Genomic DNA, 23371 nt, shown 5'->3' on the forward strand with positions numbered 1-23371 from the left:
TATCAAGCCGACAGCGACAGCATGTCATTGCAATGTTAGAATGCTACACAAATGATAAACAATTTGAAACTCAAATCATTATGACTGAAATCATACTACACAATAAATCAGCCACTATGCAAGTCAACACAATGGGCGGATATATTGATTCCCTGATTCTAAAAGGACGGGAAGTCTTATTTCCGAAAACCAGCGTCCAAGTCGCTAATGACACAAAATTACGCGGTGGCATGCACGTTTGCTTACCCCAATTCGGACCGGACAGCAAAAATCATCTGGCCCAACATGGTTTCGGCAGAACTTCAGACTGGGAAATCCGCCATCAAAATGAATCGGATATCGGCTTGAAATTAATCAGCACAGAAAAAGGCTATGAACACGTCGAATGGTTGCTTGATTACAGTCTGCCTAACGAAAATGAAGCCATCGCCATCCTAACTGTCTGCAATTACGGCGAATCACCCGTCCGCACTTCCCCGGGATTCCACCCCTACTTTACCGCCGCCGGCACACAATTTGATTTCAACGGCGCGCCATACGATGCCGACTATATCTCCCATACCGAATTTGTTTCCTCCGACCAGGATGCACACGTTGCATTTGACGGCTTGAAACTGGATATCCGCACCCACAATCTACCTGTGTATGCCCTTTGGAGCGATCGAAACGGTCAATATACTTGTGCAGAGCCAACCGCAGAAGGCAATGCGTTTTTATCCCCTGCCCGAGGAGGACAGTTTGTTTCAGGACACAGCAAAAAACGTTACGCCATGAAAATCAGACTGATAGCTTAACCCCCTTTACAAATCCTCGATATTTAAAAACCACCCCAAAGGGTGGTTTTCTTATAGCTTACAGGCCATTGTTATTGATTGCATTCGCAATATCGCGTACCGCTGTTACATACATGCGGCTGTGGTTGTATTGCCATACTGTGTAGAAATTATTCAGGCCCAAATAGTATTCAAATACGCCCGGGCTGGTTTCCAAAGCATACAATACAGCCTTTTCATTATCCGCAACAGCAGCTTGAGGCACGACACCCAAAGCTTTGAAATCTGCGACAGTGCGCGTCAAGGCAGTTTTCTCATCGATAATCGCCTGCAAGTGCGGGGTAATCGTCAGACTTACCGGCACAACCATCTTACCGCCGGTCTGCCAACCATGCTGTTTCATATAATTGGCGACAGAAGCCGCCACATCGCCGACATTATTCCAAATATCGCGATGACCATCACCATCATAGTCCACCGCCCATTTACGGTAGCTTGAAGGCATAAATTGCGGCATGCCCATCGCGCCGGCATAGCTGCCTTTGAAGTCAAAAATATTTTCTTTTTCTTCTTTTGCCATCAGCAAAAGTTCGCTCAATTCGTTTTGGAAAAATTCGGCACGGCGGGGATAATCAAAGGCCAATGTACTCAAGGCATCGGCAACGCGGAAGCTGCCCGTATTTTTACCGTAATTGGTTTCAATACCGAGAATCGCCACAATCAATTCGGCAGGTACGCCGTATTTGCGCGCCACATCATCGATTACGGCACGGTTTGCCGCATAGAATTGTCTGCCGCCGTTAAATTTGGCTGCACCGGAGTTACCGGTGCGAAATTCATACCACGGACGCGAAGTGCTTGGGCGGTACATAATGGTAATAATATTGCCTTTATACACCACGCCATTGAAGAAGTTACGCAATTCTTCTGCACTGAAACGGCGGTTTTTCACTTCATATTGGATAAACTGCTGAACATTGACGTTTTCATTAAAACCGCTGCTGGCAACAGATTCAGCCGCTGCATCAAATACAGGGCGTTTTGCAGAGGAAACAGGCTCGACAGGTTTTGCCGTATCAACAGCAGGCTTTTGCGGAGTGCCGCATGAAGCTAAAGCCAAAGCAGTCAGACCTATCCCAAAGATTTTGATTTTATTCATAAATAATCTCTTTACTAAATAATACGACAAACCCGAACACGAATGAATATTCGGCCAATACATCATCTCTTCCGCTATATTTCCAGACAGACTTAAAAAATATAGACAAATCGATATTTACTTACTTCGGCTCAAGCAGATAAACAAGGCCGTCTGAAATTCAAGGAAACCCTTGATTTTCAGACGGCCTTGAATGAATCAATTACTCAGCGGCTGCAACAACAGCAACGGTAATTTTAGCAACAGCGTCAGTGTGCAGAGCCACTTCAACTTCGTATTCGCCAACAGCTTTCAAAGGACCGTTAGGCAGACGTACGTTTGCTTTAGCAGCTTGGATACCGGTAGCAACAATCGCTTCAGCGATGTCAGCATTGGTAACAGAACCGAACAGACGACCATCAACACCGGCTTTTTGAGCAACAGTAATGGTTTGGCCTTCCAGTTTTTCTTGACGGGCTTTAGCATCAGCCAAGATTTCAGCTTGTTTGGCTTCCAATTCAGCACGGCGTGCTTCGAATTCTTTCATGTTGGCTTCGGTTGCACGTTTTGCTTTACCGGCAGGGATCAGGAAGTTGCGTGCGTAACCGTTTTTAACGGTAACGATATCACCCAAGTTACCCAGACCGCCGATTTTTTCTAACAGAATAATTTGCATGATTTAAACTCCAAAATTATTTGTGTTGATCGGTGTAAGGCAACAGAGCCAGGAAACGGGCACGTTTCACAGCAGTAGCCAACTGACGTTGGTAGTGTGCTTTAGTACCAGTAATGCGGGCAGGGATGATTTTGCCGTTTTCAGAGATGAAGTCTTTCAACAAATCAACTTGTTTGTAATCAACTTCTTGGATTTTTTCAGCCGTAAAGCGGCAGAATTTTCTACGTTTGAATGATTGACGAGCCATTGTCGTTTAACCTTTATATTCTTTAATGTTCTGTATGCGTAGTACCGGCTTGGGGAAGCGTTGGCTGCGTTGCGCCAAAAAACCTTCCGACTCGATGACGGCATCTTGCCGATACTGCCATTCCTCAGCCTGCTTACCTAAAATCCGTGCAGGAATTTCAAATTTGACCAGACATTTCTGTCCGTTTTCTTCCTGCCAAGATTCATGTTGCAACACAATATCTAAAACAGGAATTCCTGCCGGCGTATATCTCAAAGGCTGAACCTGCAAGATACGGGCGGTAAGCTTAATCAGATTATTCAATCTTATTCGGCTGCTGCAACTTCTTCAGCCGCACCGTTCAGCAAGTTTTTTGCTTTTTCGCCGCCCAGCATTGGGGAAGCTTCAGTTACAGCGTGTTTTGTTTTGATGGTCAGGTGACGCAGTACGGCATCATTGAAGCGGAAAGCAGTTTCCAACTCTTCAACCACTTCAGGAGTAGTTTCGATATTCATCAAAACATAGTGTGCTTTGTGGATTTTGTTGATTGGGTAAGCCAATTGACGACGGCCCCAGTCTTCCAAACGGTGGATTTTACCGTTGGCTTCAGTAATCATGGTTTTGTAACGCTCAACCATAGCAGGCACTTGCTCGCTTTGATCAGGATGAACGATAAACACGATCTCGTAATGACGCATGTTATCTCCTTATGGATGATTAAAAACAGCCTTTCACCATGCGAAGTAAAAGGCAAGGCAAAGAGGCTGAATTTTATCCGCATTTCTTAAAAAATACAAGTCCGGATTCAAAATCCACTTTCTTTTCAATTAAAAAACAACATTAGGCCTTAGGGTTATTTCCTAGCAAACCACTCAACTATCTGCCAAAAATCTGCTAAAATCTGCCCCATCCTAATAAATACAGCATCAGAAGGCACACAATCATGGCTCTTTTGCAGATTTCCGAACCCGGCATGTCCGCCGCCCCCCATCAACACCGCCTCGCCGTAGGCATTGATTTAGGTACAACCAACAGCTTGGTGGCCACCGTACGCAGCGGCAGTGCAGTCTGCCTGCCCGATTCAGACGGCCGTACCACCCTGCCTTCGGTTGTCCGTTATTTGGATGGCGGAGTCGAAGTCGGCAAAAACGCCCTTTCTGCCCAAAAAACCGATCCGCTAAATACCGTCAGCTCCGCCAAACGCCTGATCGGCCGCACCCTTACCGACCTCACGCAAGACGCGCAATACCTGCCCTATCAATTTACACCCAATGAGCGCGTAGTCGAATTAAACACCCGTCAAGGTGCGAAAACGCCTATCGAAGTATCGGCAGAAATCCTCAAAGCCCTCAAATTGCGCGCCGAAGAAACATTGGGCGGCGATTTGGTCGGCTCCGTCATTACCGTTCCTGCCTATTTCGACGATGCCCAACGTCAAGCCACCAAAGATGCCGCGCGTTTGGCAGGCTTGAATGTCTTGCGCCTCCTCAACGAGCCGACCGCCGCCGCAATCGCCTACGGGCTGGACAATGCCTCGGAAGGCACGTTTGTCGTTTACGACCTGGGCGGCGGTACATTCGACGTATCCGTATTGCAACTGACTAAAGGCCTGTTTGAAGTTAAAGCCACCGGCGGCAACAGCGCATTGGGCGGCGATGACTTCGACCATCGCTTGTTCTGCCACCTGCTCGAACAAAACGACCTTTCCAAACTCAACGAACAAGACAGCCAGCTTCTGCTTTCCCTTGTCCGTGCCGCCAAAGAAAAACTAACCACTCAAACCGAAGCCGTCATCGAAACCACACTTTCAGACGGCCATAAAGTCCATACTGTCATTACCCGTCAAGAGTTTCACAATCTGACCCAAAATTTGGTACAAAAAACCATCGAACCCGTCAAACAGGCTTTGAAAGACGCAGGCGTGACCAAGGCAGATATCAAAGGCGTGATTATGGTCGGCGGTTCGACCCGTATGTTGCACGTTCAACAAGCGGTCGCCACCTTCTTTGGACAAACTCCGTTGAACAACCTCAACCCAGACGAAGTGGTTGCACTCGGTGCCGCCATACAGGCAAATGTCCTTGCCGGCAACAAAACCGACGGCGAATGGCTGCTGCTGGACGTGACACCTTTATCACTCGGCCTGGAGACCTACGGCGGCCTTGCCGAAAAAATCATCCCGCGCAACTCCACCATTCCTACCGCGCGCGCGCAGGACTTCACCACTTTCAAAGACGGCCAGACCGCCATGACGATACACGTCGTACAAGGCGAGCGCGAACTTGTTTCCGACTGCCGCAGCCTGGCCAAATTTACCCTGCGCGGCATTCCACCGATGGCCGCAGGCGCAGCACGTATCCGCGTAACCTTCCAAGTTGATGCCGACGGCTTGCTGTCCGTTTCCGCCCAAGAACAAAGCACCGGCGTACAGGCGCAAATCGAAGTCAAACCTTCCTACGGCTTGGACGACGGCACCATTACCCAAATGCTCAAAGACAGCATGAGCAACGCCGCCGAAGACATGGCCGCACGCGCACGCGCCGAAGCCGTAGTCGAAGCCGAAAGCCTGACCGACGCCGTCAATGCCGCCCTTGAGTTGGACAGCGATTTATTGGAAGCCGAAGAATTGCAACAGATTCAACAAGACATCGCCGCTTTGCAAAGCTATCTGAAAGACGGTAAAGCCGAAGACATCCGCGCCGCCGTCGCCAAACTCAGCCACAGCACCGACAACTTCGCCGCCAAACGCATGAACCGCAACATCCAACGTGCGCTGACAGGGCAGAGTGTGGATGATATTTGACGGCAAATGGTTTTAGACAGCCTTGAATCAAAAGGCCGTCTGAAAAGATATCCTCTTAAAGAAATAAAAATAAAGGACAACAATGGAAAAAGCAGGCATTGTCTACCTGATGAAAACCGTCATCAAAGGTGTATATAAAATTGGTATTACTGACGAAAATAATTTTGAAATTAGAATGCGCCATTTGGAAAACAACGGCTACGCAAACGTTGCTGGGTTAGAGCGCATTCTAGCCATTAAAACCGACAACTATAAAGAAAAAGAAACCTTACTTCATGAAATTTTCGGCAAAAGCCGAATAGGAGAAACTGAGCTTTTTGCAATTGATGAAAATCTTGTGAAAAGGCTTTTTCTCTCATTAAGAGGCGAAATTGTATTTCCTAAAAATGAAATAGCAGAGTTGGGTTTTGAAAAAACTGTCGAAGAACATCATCAAGAAAAAATTTTTGAAATAGACAGAAGTGCATTTATCTCCTTTATCAAAGAAAAGCACCAACAAAATCCTTCTATATTAAGAAATCTCATCTCTTCGAAAAATACACATAAACCTAAAAATTCCAAAGTCCGTCTCTATAAAGACGAATACTTTGGGAAAAGTGGAACAAAGCTAACTACTGAAATTGAAGAAGGTCTTCATATTTATACTACCTACTCAAAAGAAAATTTAGAGAAAGCTTACGCAGAATATTCAAAATTATTTGAATCACAATGAGACTCTGGCACCAAACCCTTATCCCCCTACTCCCCCGTGCCCAGCTTTTGGGGCAACACCGCGAATGCGCTGCTTTACGCGGAGCGGGCTGGGGCAGGCCGCATGCGACGGTTAATTATGTTTTTACCCATTCGCCCTACAAACTCTATCTGTATCACGCGTTGATTATGGAAGAGATGGAAAAGCGCGGTTACAAACCGGATGTTTTATGGAAAGATCCGCTATATCGTGGCAAAGCCGTTGCCCCATACCATTCGCACGCGGCTGAAACAGCCACTTCGCCGATTTATGCCGAACATGATGATGCTTACTTGGACGAATGTCTGGAAAATTTAAAAAGTAAAGGCATCATGTTATAAACCCATTTTTCAGACGGCCTGAATATTGAATACCCAAGGCCGTCTGAAACCACTTTAACCACAACCACTCTTAAACAACCGAGACAATAAAAATGCCAAAAATTACCGTACTCCCACACGCGACATTATGCCCCGAAGGCGCGGTTATCGAAGACGCACCGGAAGGCCAAACCGTCCTTGACGTACTGCTCGACCACGATATCGAAGTCGATCACGCCTGTGAAAAATCCTGCGCCTGCACCACCTGCCACGTCATCATCCGCAAAGGTTTTGACAGCTTGGAAGAACCGAGCGAGCTGGAAGAAGACCTGCTTGACCAGGCATGGGGCTTGGAAGCCGATTCACGCTTGAGCTGTCAGGCAGTTGTTGCCGATGAAGATTTGGTCGTAGAAATTCCCAAATATACGATCAACCATGCACGTGAAGACCATTAAAACAAGGCTTAATGAAAAAGGCCGTCTGAAACCACAAATTCATGGTTTTCAGACGGCCTGTTGCTTATGCGGCAAACTATTTGATATGAGGAAAAATAAAACGCATACGCGAAATTTGCATGGAAGCCACTTTCTGCGTAGCGGAGTAATTTTCAATTTTTTCTTGCATTCTGATTTGATGCATATTGCCGTTATAACGGGGAGCGACGTTCTGAGATTTGTTGACTGTCGGCAGTTCGGCCTCAGCCTTCAAAGCTTCCTCTGCCTCAATCGCCGAAAGTGCTGCCTCATCCCTTACCAAACCGAAACGCTCGATAATGGCATTGGCTTCCTCTATATAACGCGATTTGTCCGCGCCATTTTCCAACACTGCATCTTCAAGCACGACCGACAAATGCTTGCCGCAATTTTCGATACGCTCTGCGATGCGCGAATAAACCATCCAACGTTTCAACCTCAATGCGCCTGCATCGTCGTTGGGTGAAGCAGCATCCAGTTTAATCAAGCCATAGTGTTTGCCGTAATACAGACGGAACACCAGCTGTTTCAAACCTTCTGTTTCGTCCAGCATCCGATAAAATTCGCGAACCAACAACAGCAAACGGTCAAATGCACCTGCTTTGGACAGATACTCCGGATCATCGGAAGCGAGCGCGTAAATCAGTTTGGACAGCTTGGCGTTGAGTGCGTTATTCATCTTTTTTCCTTTTATTTTTAAGCGATGGATTGTCTTAAGAGCCGTTCCAGATGATTTGGTTGCATTGGGATAATGTAAATTATTCATCCGCAAACCATCATTCAAAACGGAATAAAATATATAAAACGGCAAATTCAAAGCGAATGTGCCGTAGTTTTTAAGTGTCATGCCGTATTTTAACGCAAATATGCTATTTTGTTAAAAAATAACATCATTATTTATCTGCCCATCTTCCGTAAAACAATCTGGCAGTCCGACTTCTTCTTGATTAAAATAATTACTAATAGCCCAAACCCAATAAAGGAACACATCATGAAATGGACAGATACCCAACGCATCGCTGAAGAACTCTACGACCTACACGGCGACAGCATCGACCCGAAAACCGTACGCTTTACCCAACTGCGTGATCTGATTATGGCTCTGCCTGAATTTGACGATGATCCGGCGCGTTGCGGCGAGCGTATTCTCGAAGCCGTGCAACAAGCATGGATAGATGAAGCAGAATAATCTTTCCCCCTTTCCCTATCAAACAAGACCTCAGGCAGTTTTTCAGACGGCCTGAGGTCTTTATTAAATCTATTCATACAATTTCGGAAAATTTCGAAATTGACTCATACCAACCTCAAATTTATTATGCAGCCTGACAACAAATAAAAGATATGCAGAAGGTGCATAACTATGAATCACGCTCGAGAAATCGCCGCTTTAAACAACAGCCTTTCAGATTTAAAAGGCGACATCAATGTTTCGTTCGAATTTTTCCCGCCGAAAAACGAACAAATGGAAACCATGCTGTGGGATTCCATCCATCGCCTGCAAACCTTGCATCCGAAATTCGTTTCCGTAACCTACGGTGCAAACTCCGGCGAACGCGACCGCACACACAGTATCGTTAAACGCATCAAACAAGAAACCGGCCTTGACGCAGCCCCCCACCTGACCGGTATCGATGCCAGCCCTGACGAGTTACGTCAAATTGCCAAAGACTATTGGGACAGCGGTATCCGCCGCATCGTTGCCCTGCGTGGCGACGAGCCGCCCGGCTACGAGAAAAAACCTTTCTATGCCGAAGATTTGGTCAAACTGTTGCGCTCCGTGGCCGACTTTGATATTTCCGTAGCGGCTTATCCTGAGGTTCACCCGGAAGCCAAATCCGCCCAAGCCGACTTGATCAATCTGAAACGCAAAATCGATGCGGGTGCAAACCACGTTATTACCCAATTCTTCTTCGACGTGGAAAGCTATCTGCGCTTTCGCGACCGTTGCGTGATGATGGGCATTGACGTTGAAATTGTTCCCGGCATTCTGCCCGTAACCAATTTCAAACAATTGACCAAAATGGCCCAAGTGACCAACGTCAAAATCCCAAGCTGGCTGTCTAAAATGTACGAAGGTTTGGATAACGACCAAGGCACGCGCAACCTTGTTGCCGCCAGCATCGCCATCGACATGGTCAAAGTCCTCTCGCGCGAAGGTGTCAAAGACTTCCACTTCTACACCCTCAACCGCAGCGAACTGACTTACGCCATCTGCCATATTTTGGGTGTGCGCCCCCGTTAATAAAACAGACGGCCTCCCCATTCTGATTTACAATATCGAACATTCAGGCCATACCGGCCTGATTCAAAATTCCAACTAGGAGAGTTAACATGACAACATTGCATTTTTCAGGCTTCCCGCGCGTCGGTGCCTTCCGCGAATTGAAATTCGCACAAGAAAAATACTGGCGCAAAGAAATCAGCGAGCAAGAATTGCTGGCTGTTGCTAAAGACTTGCGCGAGAAAAACTGGAAACACCAAGCTGCTGCCAACGCTGATTACGTTGCCGTAGGCGATTTCACTTTCTACGATCACATCCTCGACCTGCAAGTTGCTACCGGTGCTATCCCTGCCCGCTTCGGCTTCGACAGCCAAAACCTGTCTTTGGAACAATTCTTCCAACTGGCGCGTGGTAACAAAGACCAATTCGCTATCGAAATGACCAAATGGTTCGACACCAACTACCACTACTTGGTGCCTGAATTCCACGCCGATACCGAATTCAAAGCCAATGCCAAACACTACGTTCAACAGCTGCAAGAAGCCCAAGCTTTGGGTCTGAAAGCCAAACCGACCATCGTCGGCCCATTGACTTTCCTGTGGGTTGGTAAAGAAAAAGGCGCTGTCGAATTCGACCGTCTGAGCCTGTTGCCTAAACTGTTGCCTGTCTACGTTGAAATCCTGACTGCTTTGGTTGAAGCCGGTGTCGAGTGGATTCAAATCGACGAGCCTGCTTTGACTGTTGACCTGCCTAAAGAATGGGTAGAAGCATACAAAGACGTTTACGCTACTTTGAGCAAAGTAAGCGCCAAAATCCTGTTGAGCACTTACTTCGGTTCTGTTGCCGAACACGCTACTTTGCTGAAATCCCTGCCTGTTGACGGCCTGCACATCGACTTGGTACGCGCTCCTGAACAACTGGACGCATTTGCCGATTACGACAAAGTTCTGTCTGCCGGCGTTATCGACGGCCGCAATATTTGGCGCGCCAACCTGAACAAAGTTTTGGAAACTGTCGAGCCTCTGCAAGCCAAACTGGGCGACCGTTTGTGGATCTCCAGCTCTTGCTCTCTACTGCACACTCCATTTGACTTGTCAGTTGAAGAAAAACTGAAAGCCAACAAACCTGACCTGTACTCTTGGTTGGCATTCACCCTGCAAAAAACCCAAGAATTGCGCGTTCTGAAAGCCGCATTGAACGAAGGTCGTGATTCTGTTGCCGAAGAACTGGCTGCCAGCCAAGCTGCCGCCGACTCACGCGCCAACAGCAGCGAAATCCACCGCGCAGACGTTGCCAAACGCCTTGCCGACCTGCCTGCCAACGCAGACCAACGCAAATCACCGTTTGCCGACCGTATCAAAGCGCAACAAGCATGGTTGAACCTGCCTCTGCTGCCGACTACCAACATCGGTTCTTTCCCACAAACTACCGAAATCCGCCAAGCACGTGCAACCTTCAAAAAAGGCGAACTGTCTGCCGCTGATTACGAAGCCGCGATGAAAAAAGAAATCGCCTTGGTGGTTGAAGAGCAAGAAAAACTGGACTTGGACGTACTGGTACACGGCGAAGCCGAGCGTAACGACATGGTTGAATACTTCGGCGAATTGTTGAGCGGTTTTGCCTTCACCCAATACGGCTGGGTACAAAGCTACGGCTCACGTTGCGTTAAACCACCTATCATCTTTGGTGACGTAAGTCGTCCTGAAGCCATGACTGTGGCTTGGTCTACTTATGCTCAAAGCCTGACCAAACGTCCGATGAAAGGTATGTTGACCGGCCCTGTAACCATTCTGCAATGGTCTTTCGTCCGCAACGATATTCCTCGCTCTACCGTGTGCAAACAAATCGCACTGGCTCTGAACGACGAAGTATTGGATCTGGAAAAAGCCGGCATCAAAGTCATCCAAATTGACGAACCTGCCATCCGCGAAGGTCTGCCTTTGAAACGTGCCGATTGGGATGCCTACCTGAACTGGGCCGGCGAATCTTTCCGCCTGTCCTCTACCGGTTGCGAAGACAGTACCCAAATCCACACTCATATGTGCTACTCTGAGTTCAACGACATCCTGCCTGCCATCGCCGCTATGGATGCTGACGTCATCACCATCGAAACTTCACGTTCCGACATGGAGCTCTTGACTGCATTCGGCGAGTTCAAATACCCGAACGACATCGGCCCAGGTGTTTACGACATCCACAGCCCACGCGTACCGACTGAAGCTGAAGTTGAGCACCTGTTGCGCAAAGCCATCGAGGTTGTACCGGTTGAACGTCTGTGGGTAAACCCAGACTGCGGCCTGAAAACACGTGGCTGGAAAGAAACTCTGGAACAACTCCAAGTGATGATGAATGTAACCCACAAACTGCGTGCCGAACTGGCTAAATAATGTGAGTTAGATGAAAAGGCCGTCTGAAAATTTTCAGACGGCCTTTTTTTATTTATCAATATTTAAAACATAAAGATTACGACTTCAACAACTTACAAAATTCCTGTCGTTGTATGATGTTCCTCCACTCCTGATGTATACACGTTCTTAGTATGATGATACACAGTCTCTTTAGTCGTTTCGACAATATGGTTGGCTTCTGACAAGATATCGCTCAATGCAACTTTACTGCCGGTCGTATTCACCTTTTTCAGTGCTTCGCCGTTATGGCTATTGCCTTCAGAATACGTTTTGATGTCATTTTCAAAGCGCAGCCATGAATCATACAACTTGCCTTTAATGTCCGTCATGATTTTGTTGTTGGCTACATTTAAAGATGCTTTGCCCTTAGGATTGGTACTGTGTACGTCTACCAAAGCATCATTCAGGGCGCCACCAAGTTTCAATGTGTTATTGGTGATGTTGTACTCTTTCGCATTGCTTTTCAAATAAGCAAATTCAACATAGCCTTCAGATTCTTCGCGCACGGAAATTTTGTTGTTGTGAATTGTCACCGCACCATGCATAGCGACATTACCATGGTGTTCTTCCACATAAACCGGTACCGCGCCTTTCATAATCTTGCCGATATCGGCATCATTGCCGCTGATGGTAATGGTACCGCTACCCATGCCGTTTTTAGATAAAACGCGGTCGTAAGTATCGTTGATGACGGCAATCAGATATTTGGTGGATTCGCCGCTGATCTTGTTGTTTGCCATATTGAGCGTGTAATCCATTTTGCTTTCATGGTTACGGAACTCAATCGCGTAGGTCTGAATATTGTTTTGATAAACCGTCAGATTTTTAATGACATTATCGCTAATATCGAAATACCCTTTATCAGCCGAGTGCAAATCTTTGTATTGGGTATTGGTTTGTACCTGAATCCCTGAATACATGTGGTAGTACTTACCCAAGTCATCATCAACATTCAAACGGAAGTTCGGGTCTTGGATAATGGTATTGCCGGTAATTTTGACTTTATCCATAGAAAACTGGCGGTTGTAGGCAACAATACCATACAGCCGATCACCCGTTAACACATTGTCTTCGATGACAATGCCTGTACCATCATGCACATCCAAGCCCTTGCGATAGTTGTGGTCGGTCGTGTTTTTACGGTATGTGATGCCGTAATTGTAGCTGCCGGCAGCCACAGCCATACCATAACCGGTACCGCCGTCCGCTTCGTGGCCGTTCCAATCCAAACGGTTGCCCTCGCCAATAAAGTTTTGTTGGAAACCGATCAGCGCACCGGCAACACGGTTGTGGTGCAGATACGAATCGACAATACGGTTGTTTTCACCCAAAGGCAACGCTTCATAGTTTTCATCAATTTCGCCGCTTTGTACGCGTGCTTTAAAGGTCAGCTTATGCCCTTTTTCCGTCTCCAAAGAAGCGGTCGAGGTAAACATCACACCAGCGCGATTGGCACCGGAAACCTCAACTTTGCTGATTAAAGTATTGTCCGCATCATTGACCAAAATGCCGTTTACCTTGCCAAAATAGCTTAAGCCTTTGCGGTAAAAATCAGGATTGGTATATTGAACCGACAAGTCGGCAATGGTTTTATTGTTTTGTCCATCGACTAAAATACCGGCAAATTCGCGGATATCGTCATGGTTGGTGTCCGGATTGAATTCGCCTGTTTGCGCTTTATCAAACGTTACTTTGGTTTTGCCCATTCCCGAACCAAACAAGCCGCGCGCGCCGGAGACGGTTTTATCCATCACAATCTGATTGGAAATATAGTAAGCACCATCCAAGAAAACCATGGCTTTTTCTTTGTGCGCCGCCTCTAAAGCTGCTTTAAATGCCTGGAGGCTGTCTTTCTTACCCTGTGCATCGGCACCAAAATCATTCACGCGGACGTAATTACCGTACTCTTTGGATTCATACACACGGTATTTTCCAGATAGACCTTCCCTGCCTTCGGCATGGTCGTCAATTTTGTTTGCTTTACCCGAATTGAGGTGGCTATCGTGGCTATTGATTGCTTTTTTGCCGGAAGAAACGCCCGCTATTTTGTCATGTCCGTCTGAATCCTTCAGATTCTTTTTATAGACAATCTCAACGGTTTCTTTTTCTTCGGCAATTCTGTCTTCCGCCTCTTTTTCTTTGCGTGCGGCTTCTTGTTTGGCTTTACGCTCTGCAATCGCTTTTTCGACTGCTGCTTTATGCGCTTCTTTTGCGCGTTCAACCGCCTTTGCTTTGGCTGCGGCGGCTTCGGCTATTTTTTTTTCTTTAGCCTCTTCGTAAATTTTTTGCTTTTCAGCCAGAATTTTTTCTATCGATTGACTAACCGGCTTGTTTACCGGTTCTTTTGAAACAACGTGTTTGCTCGCCACTTTAGGCTCAATGATATGTTTACTGGAAACGCTGCTTACAGAAGCAACGCTGGTCCGTGCAACATGCATTTTTGTCACAAGGCCGTCTGAAGATGATAAAGAACTGTCAAATCTTGCTGCCTCCGCCACATGCACTACTTCTCTCGTTACCGTATTTTTACCACCTAATTGCTTAAGCTCAGGAGAAACCGACGGCATATCCCCCCAATTGTGGGTGTGTATCCATTCTTTTAGAGGAGAAGATGATTTGGAATTTGCTTCAGGTGTAGATGAACCGTGACGAATGTGGGTACGGCCAAGAGGAGCAAGTTTATGTGACATAATCAGCGTATTTCCTTGTATCGAATATCGCCTTTCCCACCGCACAAGCGTGCAACAAAAAAGCCGATTGATTAAAGAGGTAAGACGGATTCTGTCGTAACAACAATTGCCTGTATAAAGGCCAAACTGAAGTTGGCCGCTTTGAGAAACTCGGCAGCGTTTCCCCTTCTGCCGGTTTTCTGATTGGAAACGGTCATGGTGTCAGACAGAACCCTTGGATGACTTTATATAGGCGATCTGTCCGCGTACCATGTGTCCGGTTATTTTTGACGGAAATGTATCAGAGTCCCTTTTTAATTGATTAGTTCATCCAGAGTTAAGTTATTTTTGATTTTTATAGCAAAATAAAAATGGTTTTATCTTGCACTGGTTTCCTTTTTGACTTGACAGAGTGAATCCCGCGAAGCCAAAAAGGAGGGAAATTCTAACACGACATGTCTTTAGCATTCCCTATTTAACTAAATTTACAAAATATACAGAATAAATATCTATAACTGTTTTTAACTTCTTCTAAAAATTAATAAAATTCGATATTTTCAATATGTATTTTTACAACATGACTACTCATTATATACCGATTATCTTAAAATACTACCGTTTATTTGCAAAATTTAGTATTTTATTATTGCTTTCACCATCTAAAAACCAATAAAAAAGGCCGTCTGAAAAAATATTTCAGACGGCCTTTTTTTATTAAATGCGTTCTATTTAACAAACTTCGACCAACCAGCCGTGTTTGTCTTCTGTCAAACCGTATTGAATGTCGGTAATCGCCTTACGGATTGCGTAACCGCGCTCTTGGCTCTTCACTTCGATTTCTTTGCCATCAATCACGAAAGAAGTTACCGGAGAAATGACCGCAGCCGTACCGGTCAGAATCGCCTCTGCGCCATTTTCCACAGCTGCTTTCAGCTCATCAACGGTAAAGTTGCGTTCGGTAACGGTGTAGCCCAAATCTTTGGCAACAGTCAGTACGGAATCGCGGGTAACGCCGTGCAAGAATTCGTCGGTCAACGGTTTGGTAATGATTTCATCGCCGTTAATCAGGATAAAGTTGGACGCGCCGGTTTCCTGAACGTCGCCATTCGGGCAGAACAATACTTGGTTTGCACCGTGCTCTGCTTTGGCTTTCAATACCCAAGGCATGGCGGAAGCGTAGTTGCCGCCGCATTTCACGCGGCCCATATGCGGGGCGCAACGGATGTGTTCGGTTTCCACCAAGATTTTAACGGGCGAACCGGCTTTGAAATAGTCGCCGACAGGAGAAGCCAGAATGTACAGCAAAGCAGTTTCGGAAGGAGAACCGGCCTTACCGATCACAGGGTCGGTACCGATCAAAGTCGGACGCAGGTACAAAGCGGCTGGCGCATCAGGGATTTCCTCGGCGGAGCGTTTGACCAATTCGATCAAAGCATTCAAATAAGCTTCCGTTTCAGGACGCGGCAGGTGCAGAATATCTGCGCTTTGCTGCATGCGCGCGATATTGGCGGTCGGGCGGAACATCACGATTTTGCCGTTTGCCTGACGGAATGCCTTCAAACCTTCAAAACATTCGCTGCCGTAATGCAAAGCATGTGCGCCGGGGGCGAGTGTCAGGTCTTTGGAAGATTGCCATTCTACCGGTTGCCATTTACCTTCACGATAAGCGATAACGGGCATTTCAGCGTGGAAAACGCTGCCGAATACGGCTGGGACTGGTCTGCTCATGATGATTGCCTTTCTTATTCTGATTTGTAAGATAATAACTAAAGACTGAACAATACGCCTTTCAATATGGGTTTGACAAGTACCCGTCAGCATAAAGACACCGTCCCCCTGCCGTCTGAAACATGCCGTCCTATCCGAAATCCGGCAAATCGTTTAAACTGATACCATTTTTCAGACGGCCTGCCCCAACCGCAGCCAACCCGGAGTAACCCATGAAACTCATCTCTACCATCATCAAAATCCTGATTCTTCTTGTTTTCCTCCTGCTGGCCATCACCAATACCCACACCGTATCCTTCTTCTACCTGCCTGGCCAAAACATCAATCTGCCGCTGATTGTCGTGCTTTTCGGTGCATTTATTATCGGCATCGTGTTCGGTATGTTTGCCCTCTTCGGCCGTCTGCTGTCCCTACGCAGCGAAAACAACCGCCTGCGCGCCGAAGTAAAAAAACACGCCCACCTTTCCGAAAAAGACCTGACTCCGGTCAAAACCGAAACACCAGCAACGGCTTCAGAAACCACTCCCAAAGCGTAACGCCACCAATCAATAAAGGAATACCATGGACAACGAATTGTGGGTCATCTTACTGCCCATCGTCCTCCTCCCCGTTTTCTTCGCTATGGGCTGGTTTGCCGCGCGCGTCGATATGAAGACCGTCCTGAAACAGGCCAAAAGCATACCGGCAGGCTTTTACAAAAGCCTTGACGCCCTCGTTGACCGCAACAGCGGCCGCGCCGCGCGCGAATTGGCGGAAGTGATCGACCAACAGCCGCAGTCATACGACTTGAACCTGACTTTGGGCAAACTCTACCGTCAGCGCGGCGAAAACGATAAAGCCATCAATATGCACCGCGCCCTGCTCGATTCGCCCGACACAGTCAACGAAAAACGCGCGCGCGTGCTTTTTGAACTGGCGCAAAACTACCAAAGCGCAGGCTTGGTGGACCGTGCCGAACAAATCTTCCTCGGTCTGCAGGAAGGCGATATGGCACGCGAAGCCCGCCAACACCTTTTGAGCATCTACCAACAGGACCGCGATTGGGAAAAAGCCATCGAAATGGCGCAACTCTTGAGCCATGACGAACAGACCTACCAGTTTGAAATCGCCCAGTTCTATTGCGAAATCGCCCAAGCCGCGCTGTTCAAGTCCAACTTCGATGCCGCACGCTACAACATCGGCAAAGCACTCGAAGCCAACAAGAAATGTACGCGCGCCAACATCATCCTCGGCGACATCGAATACCGTCAGGGCAACTTCCCTGCCGCAGTGGAGGCGTATTCCGCCATCGAGCAGCAAAACCACGCCTATTTGAGCATGGTCGGCGAAAAACTCTATGAAGCCTATGCCGCGCAAGGCAAACAGGAAGAAGGTCTCAACCGCCTGATCGGCTATATGCAAACCTTCCCCGATCTTGACCTGATCAACGTCATCTACGAGAAGGCCCTGCTGCTCAAAGGCGAAACCGAAGCGGCGCAAATCGCTGTCGAACTTGTCCGCCAAAAACCCGACCTCAACGGCGTGTACCGCCTGCTTGGCTTAAAACTCAGCAGTATGAATCCGGAGTGGAAAGCCGACACCGATATGATTCGTTCCATTATCGGCCGCCAGCTGCAAAAAAGCGTCATGTACCGCTGCCGCAACTGCCACTTCAAATCCCAAGTCTTCTTCTGGCACTGCCCAGCCTGCAACAAATGGCAAACCTTTACGCCGAATAAAATCGAGATTTGATAAAGCGTTAAGCATTAAAAAAAAGGCCGTCTGAAATCTTTTCAGACGGCCTTTTTATGACAAAGCAAAATATCAAAGCGCTTCAAAACATGGCTGTACACACCGGCAATATCTGCTCAACAACGCTGCTCTGCCCATGCCAACGCCGCTACAATCTGAGCCTCAATATCGGCATTAAATTCGCCGGTACGGTACGCATCGCGCAATTCTGCGCGACGGGTTTCATCTGCCGCAATCTGGCTCAACACCACTTGCGGAAACTCGTTAAACACAGGCCCGGCCTCTTCATGACCCATCAAAAACAGCGCAGGAATTTTTTGATTGGCGCGGACGATTTCCTGTTGGCGTGGATTCTCAAAACGGCTGCTGTCGCCAAAATCGTTTCGGGCAATATAGTTGACGCGGATATTGGGATTCAACTCCGCCATTTTCTGAATAAACGGCACAAATACGCGGCAATCTGGACAATATGGCGCAGCGGCAAGCAGCCAATTTTGCGGACGGCTGATCTTTTTAACCGCCTCTGCCGTTTGCGCCGACAGCTCGGTCGCCTGATAGAGTTGCTGCTGTTTCAATTTGTCTTCTTCGGTATCAAAATCCAAATATTCTGCATAAGTAGCCATGCTTTACTCCTGTTCTGTTGTATCGGTTTTCCCTGCCACGCCGGTCAAAAGCGGCACAAGCAGATTGACGACGAGGTTTTCAAATAGCGGCTCATCAAGAGGCGACTCGTCCGAATGGCCAAACACCAGCTTCACTTCGGTATATTCTTTCTGCCCTTTGCTCATTTTATTGCCATTAAAAACCTCATGGGCTTTTCTCAAGGCGGCATCCCAATCTTCTTTTTTGCTGTACTCCTCCGCAGCGGCAAGGCTGGTTTTGGCAAAAAACGGCAAGGGGGTATTTTGTCCGATTCGGAAATATACCAGCCATTCTTTCAAAAGTTCTTTTGCTGTTTGTTGCTCGATGGCGGCATAGGTTTCGGTCTGCCCCAAGCTGACCATATAGGTTTGTCGGTTTTCAACGGATTTAGGGGCAATGGCGCAAAAAATCAAATGCTCCAATAAACGGGCAATGCGGTTGGGGGCATTGTCTTTTTGATTTAGGAACACAATGCGGCCACATTCGTAAAGATTGCCGATGGTGCCTTGTAAAACCAAGTCGTCAAAATATGCCTCATAAGGTTCAGACGGCCTTTTGTTACTGCGTATCAACTCGGTATCCACGTTTTTCGCAGATATCTGATACTGCTTCTGCCACAAACCGCCCAATTCGCCTACCGGCATCAGACTTTCTGCATTCAGCCGAATGGCCGTATCTTCAAAATCTTCACCTTTGCTCCGCGCATCCAAATAGGCATCGGCAATCCGACCTTCATGTTGCGGCTCAAACGGTTCGGCAGATTCCCATGCGCCGTCCAGATACGGCTGATCCCAGCTTAAATTTTTCTTCAGCCAAACTTTGACAGGGTTACGCCAAAAACTGACGAGCTCGCCCTGATGAATGGTTTTGCCCGGTTCTTCCTGACTTAATGCCTCACGGAAAAACGGCTGCGCTTCCGCTTGCGGTTGGTTCAACGCATCGGCATAATCTTGGCGCGTACTGAAGAGGCCGTCTGAAAGCGCGTCCTTTTGGAAATAACGGCGCGAAAAAGCCTGCAAAGGATGATGTTTCACCCATTTCTCCGACAACTCACGCCCGCTTTTCCCCGTCATGGCGGCAATGGTATCCAGCAGCTCACTGATTAACGAAGACGGCGCGAACTCGGCATCATTGCGTATATCGCGGCCGATATAAGACAAATACAGCATTTCGCGCGCGCTGATTAAAGCTTCGAGGAAGAGGTAACGGTCGTCATCGCGGCGGGCGCGGTCGCCTTTTTTCGGATGTTTGGCAATCAGGTCAAACACCGCTGCTTTGGTATTGCGCGGGAAATCGCCGTCATTCAAACCCAGTAGGCAAACCATTTTAAACGGCAGGCTGCGCATCGGCACCATACTGCAAAAAGTGATGCCGCCGCTTAAAAATCCGGCTTGGCTTTCGCTGTCCAAAAAGCGGCGGATATGGCGGATAACGGTTTTACACGGCAACAATCCGTCAAATTCGGCCAACTGCGCCTCTTCCTGCCATTTCGCCAAAGACTGCTCAAACTGCTGCTTGGCGTATTGGTCGTCCGTATCCGGAGCAAACAGTTTCTCCAGCAAATCGCGGCAACGCTGCACCCAGCTTTCCACATTGGCAGGCTCTTGCCATTGCGCCGCCATATCAGCCAAAGTACAGATAAATTCGGCAAAACCGCTGAACACGTCCAACTGGTTGACATTACTATGCCACGCGCTCACACCCTGCCACATACCGTTGCCGCCTTCAGGCAGCATCCAGCCCAAGGCCAAACGCTCTACCGCCTGCTGCCAAGTAAAGAGGTTGTCTTTGCCCTCGCGCATGGTTTGGTCCAAACCCCAATGCACATTCAATCCGGCAACAGTCTCATGCAGCAGCGGCACATCTTCCTCGCTCAAACCGAAGCGTTGCAACACCAACCGGCTTTCCAGCAAAGGCAAAACCTTGTCCACTTCAAACCGGCTTTCCAGCAAGTCCAAAGTTTGCGCCAAAGCATACAGCAACGGCTGACGGCGGCTGAGTTTCACATCCGAAATCGAATACGGCAAAGCCTGGCTACCTGCATGCTCCTGCCCAAAAACGGCTTCGATAAACGGGCTGTACGGCTCGATGTTTGGCGTCAAAACGGCAATATCGTGCGGTTGCCAGTCGGGATTGTTTTGCAACACCAGCGACAACTCTTCTTTCAAAATCTGCAATTCGCGCAAAGGGCTGTGCGCCACGACGATTTTAACGGAGCCGTCATTCAGCAGCTTGTCCGGCTCGACACACACTGGATTGCCGTCCGCATCGTGGACTTGAACCAAAACCGACTGCGCGCCTGCTTCGCCTTCTTCCTGTTGATATAAGCGTTCAGACGGCATGATTAAGTTTTGGATATCGTTTTGCAGGCAATGCAACAAGGTATCGTCTTTTCCCTCTTCATAAACCTGAATATCCTGCTCGGTTTCCACTTCCGACAGAAAATCAAAGAAATCGCGTCCCTGCTTGCCCAAAGAAGCCAACAGCGGATGCCCTGCCTGCGACAAGTCCGCCTCATCACCCCTTTTCAAAATCTGCGCCTCGTCGATAACCTCGCCCCAATATTGGCTGCTCGGATTGAGTGCAAACACAAACACATCGCAATGCTTGGAAATTTGGTGCAGCAGTTGTAAATACATCGGCGCCATTGTCGAAATGCCGAATACAAAAAACCTTTGCGGCAAGACCGATTTATCCAACTGCGCCAACAGCTTTTCCCACAAGGCCACGCGGTGCGGCGCAGATTGGCTGCCATCGTCCAAATAACGCCACAGCCGCGCCTGCCAATCCTCATCATCGCCCAAACCCAGCAGCTTCCCAGCCTGCCACGCATCAATCCAATCCGGGCGGTACACCAAATATTGGTCGAAAATATCCGCCATCTGTCCGGCAAGCTGATAATCCGCCGATGCCGAACTATGCAAATAACTTTCCAGCTTCAAGCGCACGTTTTCGTATTCCGGGGCCGTCTGAAACGCCTCGCTGCGGAACAAATCCAGCAAACGCCAACGCATGACCTCAGGCGAAAACGGGCTGAGCGGCGGCACATCGGGAACCAATTTACGCATCAGCTGCCACGCCAAACCGGCAGGCAGGCTGAACTTCAAATTCGCCGCCACGCCGAGTTTGCGCGCAAAAAACACATTCAGATAACGCCGCATCCCCTGGCTCTGCACCAACACTTCTTCCTGCGCCAATACAGAATCCAAGGGCAAGGCCTGATGAATATGCGCGCACATTTCGGCAAGCGCTTCCAAACGGTCGGACTGATAAAGATAAAACATAACAGACAATCTAAAAAACAATTGCCCACATTATAATGCCATTAGGACAAATGCTTCAGCAGAAGCGGCAAACAAAAACACAGGCTGTCTGAAACACATCGCTTCAGACGGCCTAAAACAAACCCATCGGCAGCCAATTATTAATTATTTATCGACCCCTGTACAAACCGGCTTCTCCTATCCTATAATTTCCCACATTCGGAATGTAGCGCAGCCCGGTAGCGCACTTCGTTCGGGACGAAGGGGTCGGAGGTTCGAATCCTCTCATTCCGACCAAATACAAAACCTGCTTGAGTCCAAGCAGGTTTTTTACATTCGGCAAGCCTATATTTCCGGCGGGAAAGGCGCGCCTTCGGGATGTTTGTAGCGATTGTACATAAACAAATATTGTTCCGGAAAACGGCGTATCCAATATTCGGTATTTTCATTGATCACGCGCGCGTCGTTCTCCTTATCGCCGTTCAATTCGCCGCGCAAAGGCTCGATGTGCAGGACAAAGCCTTTGCCGTCGGGCAAACGCTCGCCGCAGAAAAACAAAGCCTTTACGCCTTTGACTTGCGCCAGCTTGCCCGCCAACGTCATGGTGTAGGCAGGTTTGCCGAAAAAGTCTACCCACACGCCGTCGCCGCCTTCTTCCGGAGACGGCACATGATCCGGCAACACAATGGTCGCTTCGCCGCCGCGCAGCGCTTTGATGATTTGTTTGACGCCCTGAATACTGGTCGGCGCAGTCTTGCCTTTGCCGCGCACGCGCCCTGCCTGCATCACCGCATCAAAAGCCTTGATTTTAGGCGGTTTGTACATCGCCGTCAGCGGAAACGGCAGTTGCTGGCTGATGTAGCGGCCCGCCAAATCATAGCTGCCGATGTGCGGCGTGATAAACAGCAAACCTTCACCCGCGCTCAAGGCCGTCTGAACATGTTCCCAACCATTGACGCTGACAAACAGGTTTTCAATTTCCTCAGGTCGTCTGAAAAACGCCACCGGCAATTCCAAGCCACCTTTTGCCGTTTCACGAAAAACTTTTTTTACCGCCTCGTCCGTCGGGTTCAATCCGGCAAGTTTCATGTTTTCGAATACCCGCCGGCGATCTTTCGACAGCACGCGGAAACCCAAACTGCCGAGTAGGTTGCCTAATTTGTGCAACCAAGCCAAAGGCAGCGCGGCCAAAAATTTAAAAACAAAGGTAACAAGCGTTTGCATAAGGTTTTACCAAAATGAAGTGGACAGATTGTAAACGAAACAGGCCGTCTGAACAAAACAGACTTCGGGCAAATATATTGCGGCACACCTGCTTTTCTGCTACTATCCGCGCTGCATTAAGAGTTGGGAATTCCATGCCAACCTGCTTTTCAAACGGAAAGGTAAGGTGGACGGTTGAAAAACCGATGTGGCTCGCCAGAGCAATCCAAACCCGCTTAATGCGGGAATTTTTTTGCCTGTAAGAAACGTGCAACAGGATTCCGAAACAGCAGGCAAGTGCGAATGTTTCTCACTTGTATAGAGAAAAAGCGGAGTTTTTGTTATGATTTCCGCTGTCCGAAATAAA

21 protein-coding genes, 1 tRNA gene and 1 riboswitch are annotated in these 23371 nt (G+C 48.1%); of the genes, 11 read left to right on the plus strand and 11 right to left on the minus strand.

Going from position 1 to position 23371, the window contains the following annotated elements:
• Positions 1–80: 80 nt before the first annotated feature.
• Entirely contained in the window at positions 81–794 is a 714-nt protein-coding gene (locus CYJ98_RS06910; protein WP_101755421.1) for an aldose epimerase, read from the plus strand.
• Between the two features lie 58 nt (positions 795–852).
• Here the strand turns inward: CYJ98_RS06910 and mltB are convergent, their stop codons facing one another.
• From mltB to rpsF, 5 genes are all read right to left on the minus strand, one after another.
• Positions 853–1932, minus strand: a complete 1080-nt coding sequence (gene mltB, locus CYJ98_RS06915) for a lytic murein transglycosylase B (RefSeq protein WP_070825675.1) — start codon at positions 1930–1932, stop codon at positions 853–855.
• A gap of 202 nt (positions 1933–2134) precedes the next feature.
• Positions 2135–2587, minus strand: a complete 453-nt coding sequence (gene rplI, locus CYJ98_RS06920) for a 50S ribosomal protein L9 (protein WP_036490126.1) — start codon at positions 2585–2587, stop codon at positions 2135–2137.
• A gap of 16 nt (positions 2588–2603) precedes the next feature.
• A complete protein-coding gene (rpsR, locus tag CYJ98_RS06925) occupies positions 2604–2834 on the minus strand; it encodes a 30S ribosomal protein S18 (RefSeq protein ID WP_003678863.1) in 231 nt (76 codons plus the stop codon).
• Positions 2835–2840: 6 nt separating this feature from the next.
• On the minus strand, positions 2841–3143 hold the full coding sequence (priB, locus tag CYJ98_RS06930; protein ID WP_180947864.1) for a primosomal replication protein N: 303 nt from the start codon (positions 3141–3143) through the stop codon (positions 2841–2843).
• Positions 3140–3511, minus strand: coding sequence for a 30S ribosomal protein S6 (gene rpsF, locus CYJ98_RS06935; RefSeq protein WP_004519252.1), 372 nt, complete (start codon positions 3509–3511; stop codon positions 3140–3142). Before rpsF ends, priB begins: the two co-directional genes overlap by 4 nt.
• A gap of 245 nt (positions 3512–3756) precedes the next feature.
• Between rpsF and hscA the strand changes: the two genes are divergently transcribed.
• The 4 genes from hscA (at position 3757) to fdx (ending at position 7121) form a co-directional block, all read left to right on the plus strand.
• Positions 3757–5616 (plus strand): Fe-S protein assembly chaperone HscA, encoded by a 1860-nt coding sequence (gene hscA, locus CYJ98_RS06940; protein ID WP_101755258.1) that lies wholly within the window; start codon positions 3757–3759, stop codon positions 5614–5616.
• A gap of 82 nt (positions 5617–5698) precedes the next feature.
• On the plus strand, positions 5699–6328 hold the full coding sequence (locus tag CYJ98_RS06945; RefSeq protein ID WP_070814300.1) for a GIY-YIG nuclease family protein: 630 nt from the start codon (positions 5699–5701) through the stop codon (positions 6326–6328).
• Positions 6325–6687, plus strand: a complete 363-nt coding sequence (locus CYJ98_RS06950; RefSeq protein WP_101755257.1) for a TIGR02328 family protein — start codon at positions 6325–6327, stop codon at positions 6685–6687. The genes CYJ98_RS06945 and CYJ98_RS06950 overlap by 4 nt, the downstream gene beginning before the upstream one ends.
• A 92-nt stretch (positions 6688–6779) precedes the next feature.
• Entirely contained in the window at positions 6780–7121 is a 342-nt protein-coding gene (gene fdx, locus CYJ98_RS06955; RefSeq protein ID WP_003745561.1) for an ISC system 2Fe-2S type ferredoxin, read from the plus strand.
• 76 nt (positions 7122–7197) lie between these two features.
• Here fdx and CYJ98_RS06960 read toward each other — a convergent pair whose 3' ends face one another.
• Positions 7198–7818, minus strand: coding sequence for a hypothetical protein (locus CYJ98_RS06960; protein ID WP_101755420.1), 621 nt, complete (start codon positions 7816–7818; stop codon positions 7198–7200).
• Positions 7819–8130: 312 nt separating this feature from the next.
• On the opposite strand from CYJ98_RS06960, the gene iscX reads away from it, so the two are divergent.
• The 3 genes from iscX to metE all read left to right on the plus strand — a co-directional run bounded on the left by iscX (position 8131) and on the right by metE (position 11747).
• Positions 8131–8328: a Fe-S cluster assembly protein IscX gene (gene iscX / locus CYJ98_RS06965; protein WP_003682097.1), complete on the plus strand. Its 198-nt coding sequence runs from the start codon at positions 8131–8133 to the stop codon at positions 8326–8328.
• Positions 8329–8499: 171 nt separating this feature from the next.
• Positions 8500–9381, plus strand: a complete 882-nt coding sequence (gene metF, locus CYJ98_RS06970; RefSeq protein WP_049330686.1) for a methylenetetrahydrofolate reductase — start codon at positions 8500–8502, stop codon at positions 9379–9381.
• Positions 9382–9470: 89 nt separating this feature from the next.
• On the plus strand, positions 9471–11747 hold the full coding sequence (metE, locus tag CYJ98_RS06975; RefSeq protein ID WP_101755256.1) for a 5-methyltetrahydropteroyltriglutamate--homocysteine S-methyltransferase: 2277 nt from the start codon (positions 9471–9473) through the stop codon (positions 11745–11747).
• Positions 11748–11839: 92 nt separating this feature from the next.
• Here metE and CYJ98_RS06980 read toward each other — a convergent pair whose 3' ends face one another.
• Both CYJ98_RS06980 and ilvE read right to left on the minus strand, forming a co-directional pair.
• Positions 11840–14335 carry a right-handed parallel beta-helix repeat-containing protein gene (locus CYJ98_RS06980; protein WP_419150081.1) on the minus strand — a complete coding sequence of 832 codons (2496 nt, stop codon included), beginning with the start codon at positions 14333–14335 and terminating at the stop codon, positions 11840–11842.
• Positions 14336–15166: 831 nt separating this feature from the next.
• A complete protein-coding gene (gene ilvE / locus CYJ98_RS06985) occupies positions 15167–16165 on the minus strand; it encodes a branched-chain-amino-acid transaminase (protein ID WP_101755255.1) in 999 nt (332 codons plus the stop codon).
• A gap of 212 nt (positions 16166–16377) precedes the next feature.
• Between ilvE and CYJ98_RS06990 the strand changes: the two genes are divergently transcribed.
• Together CYJ98_RS06990 and lapB are read left to right on the plus strand one after the other, a co-directional pair.
• Entirely contained in the window at positions 16378–16701 is a 324-nt protein-coding gene (locus CYJ98_RS06990; RefSeq protein ID WP_101755254.1) for a LapA family protein, read from the plus strand.
• A gap of 25 nt (positions 16702–16726) precedes the next feature.
• The gene (gene lapB / locus CYJ98_RS06995) at positions 16727–17896 is read left to right on the plus strand and encodes a lipopolysaccharide assembly protein LapB (RefSeq protein WP_003684462.1); all 1170 of its coding nucleotides are present in this window, start codon (positions 16727–16729) and stop codon (positions 17894–17896) included.
• 116 nt (positions 17897–18012) lie between these two features.
• Here the strand turns inward: lapB and CYJ98_RS07000 are convergent, their stop codons facing one another.
• Both CYJ98_RS07000 and recC read right to left on the minus strand, forming a co-directional pair.
• On the minus strand, positions 18013–18519 hold the full coding sequence (locus tag CYJ98_RS07000) for a thioredoxin family protein (RefSeq protein WP_101755253.1): 507 nt from the start codon (positions 18517–18519) through the stop codon (positions 18013–18015).
• 3 nt (positions 18520–18522) lie between these two features.
• Positions 18523–21822, minus strand: a complete 3300-nt coding sequence (recC, locus tag CYJ98_RS07005) for an exodeoxyribonuclease V subunit gamma (RefSeq protein WP_101755252.1) — start codon at positions 21820–21822, stop codon at positions 18523–18525.
• Between the two features lie 199 nt (positions 21823–22021).
• On the opposite strand from recC, the gene CYJ98_RS07010 reads away from it, so the two are divergent.
• Positions 22022–22098: transfer RNA gene (locus CYJ98_RS07010), tRNA-Pro, on the plus strand.
• A 48-nt stretch (positions 22099–22146) separates the two neighbouring features.
• Here CYJ98_RS07010 and CYJ98_RS07015 read toward each other — a convergent pair.
• On the minus strand, positions 22147–23025 hold the full coding sequence (locus tag CYJ98_RS07015) for a lysophospholipid acyltransferase family protein (RefSeq protein WP_070625949.1): 879 nt from the start codon (positions 23023–23025) through the stop codon (positions 22147–22149).
• A gap of 108 nt (positions 23026–23133) precedes the next feature.
• Positions 23134–23244: riboswitch (SAM-I-IV-variant riboswitch) on the plus strand.
• Positions 23245–23371: the final 127 nt, after the last annotated feature.

This window comes from Neisseria perflava, assembly GCF_002863305.2.
Taxonomy (GTDB): domain Bacteria; phylum Pseudomonadota; class Gammaproteobacteria; order Burkholderiales; family Neisseriaceae; genus Neisseria; species Neisseria perflava_A.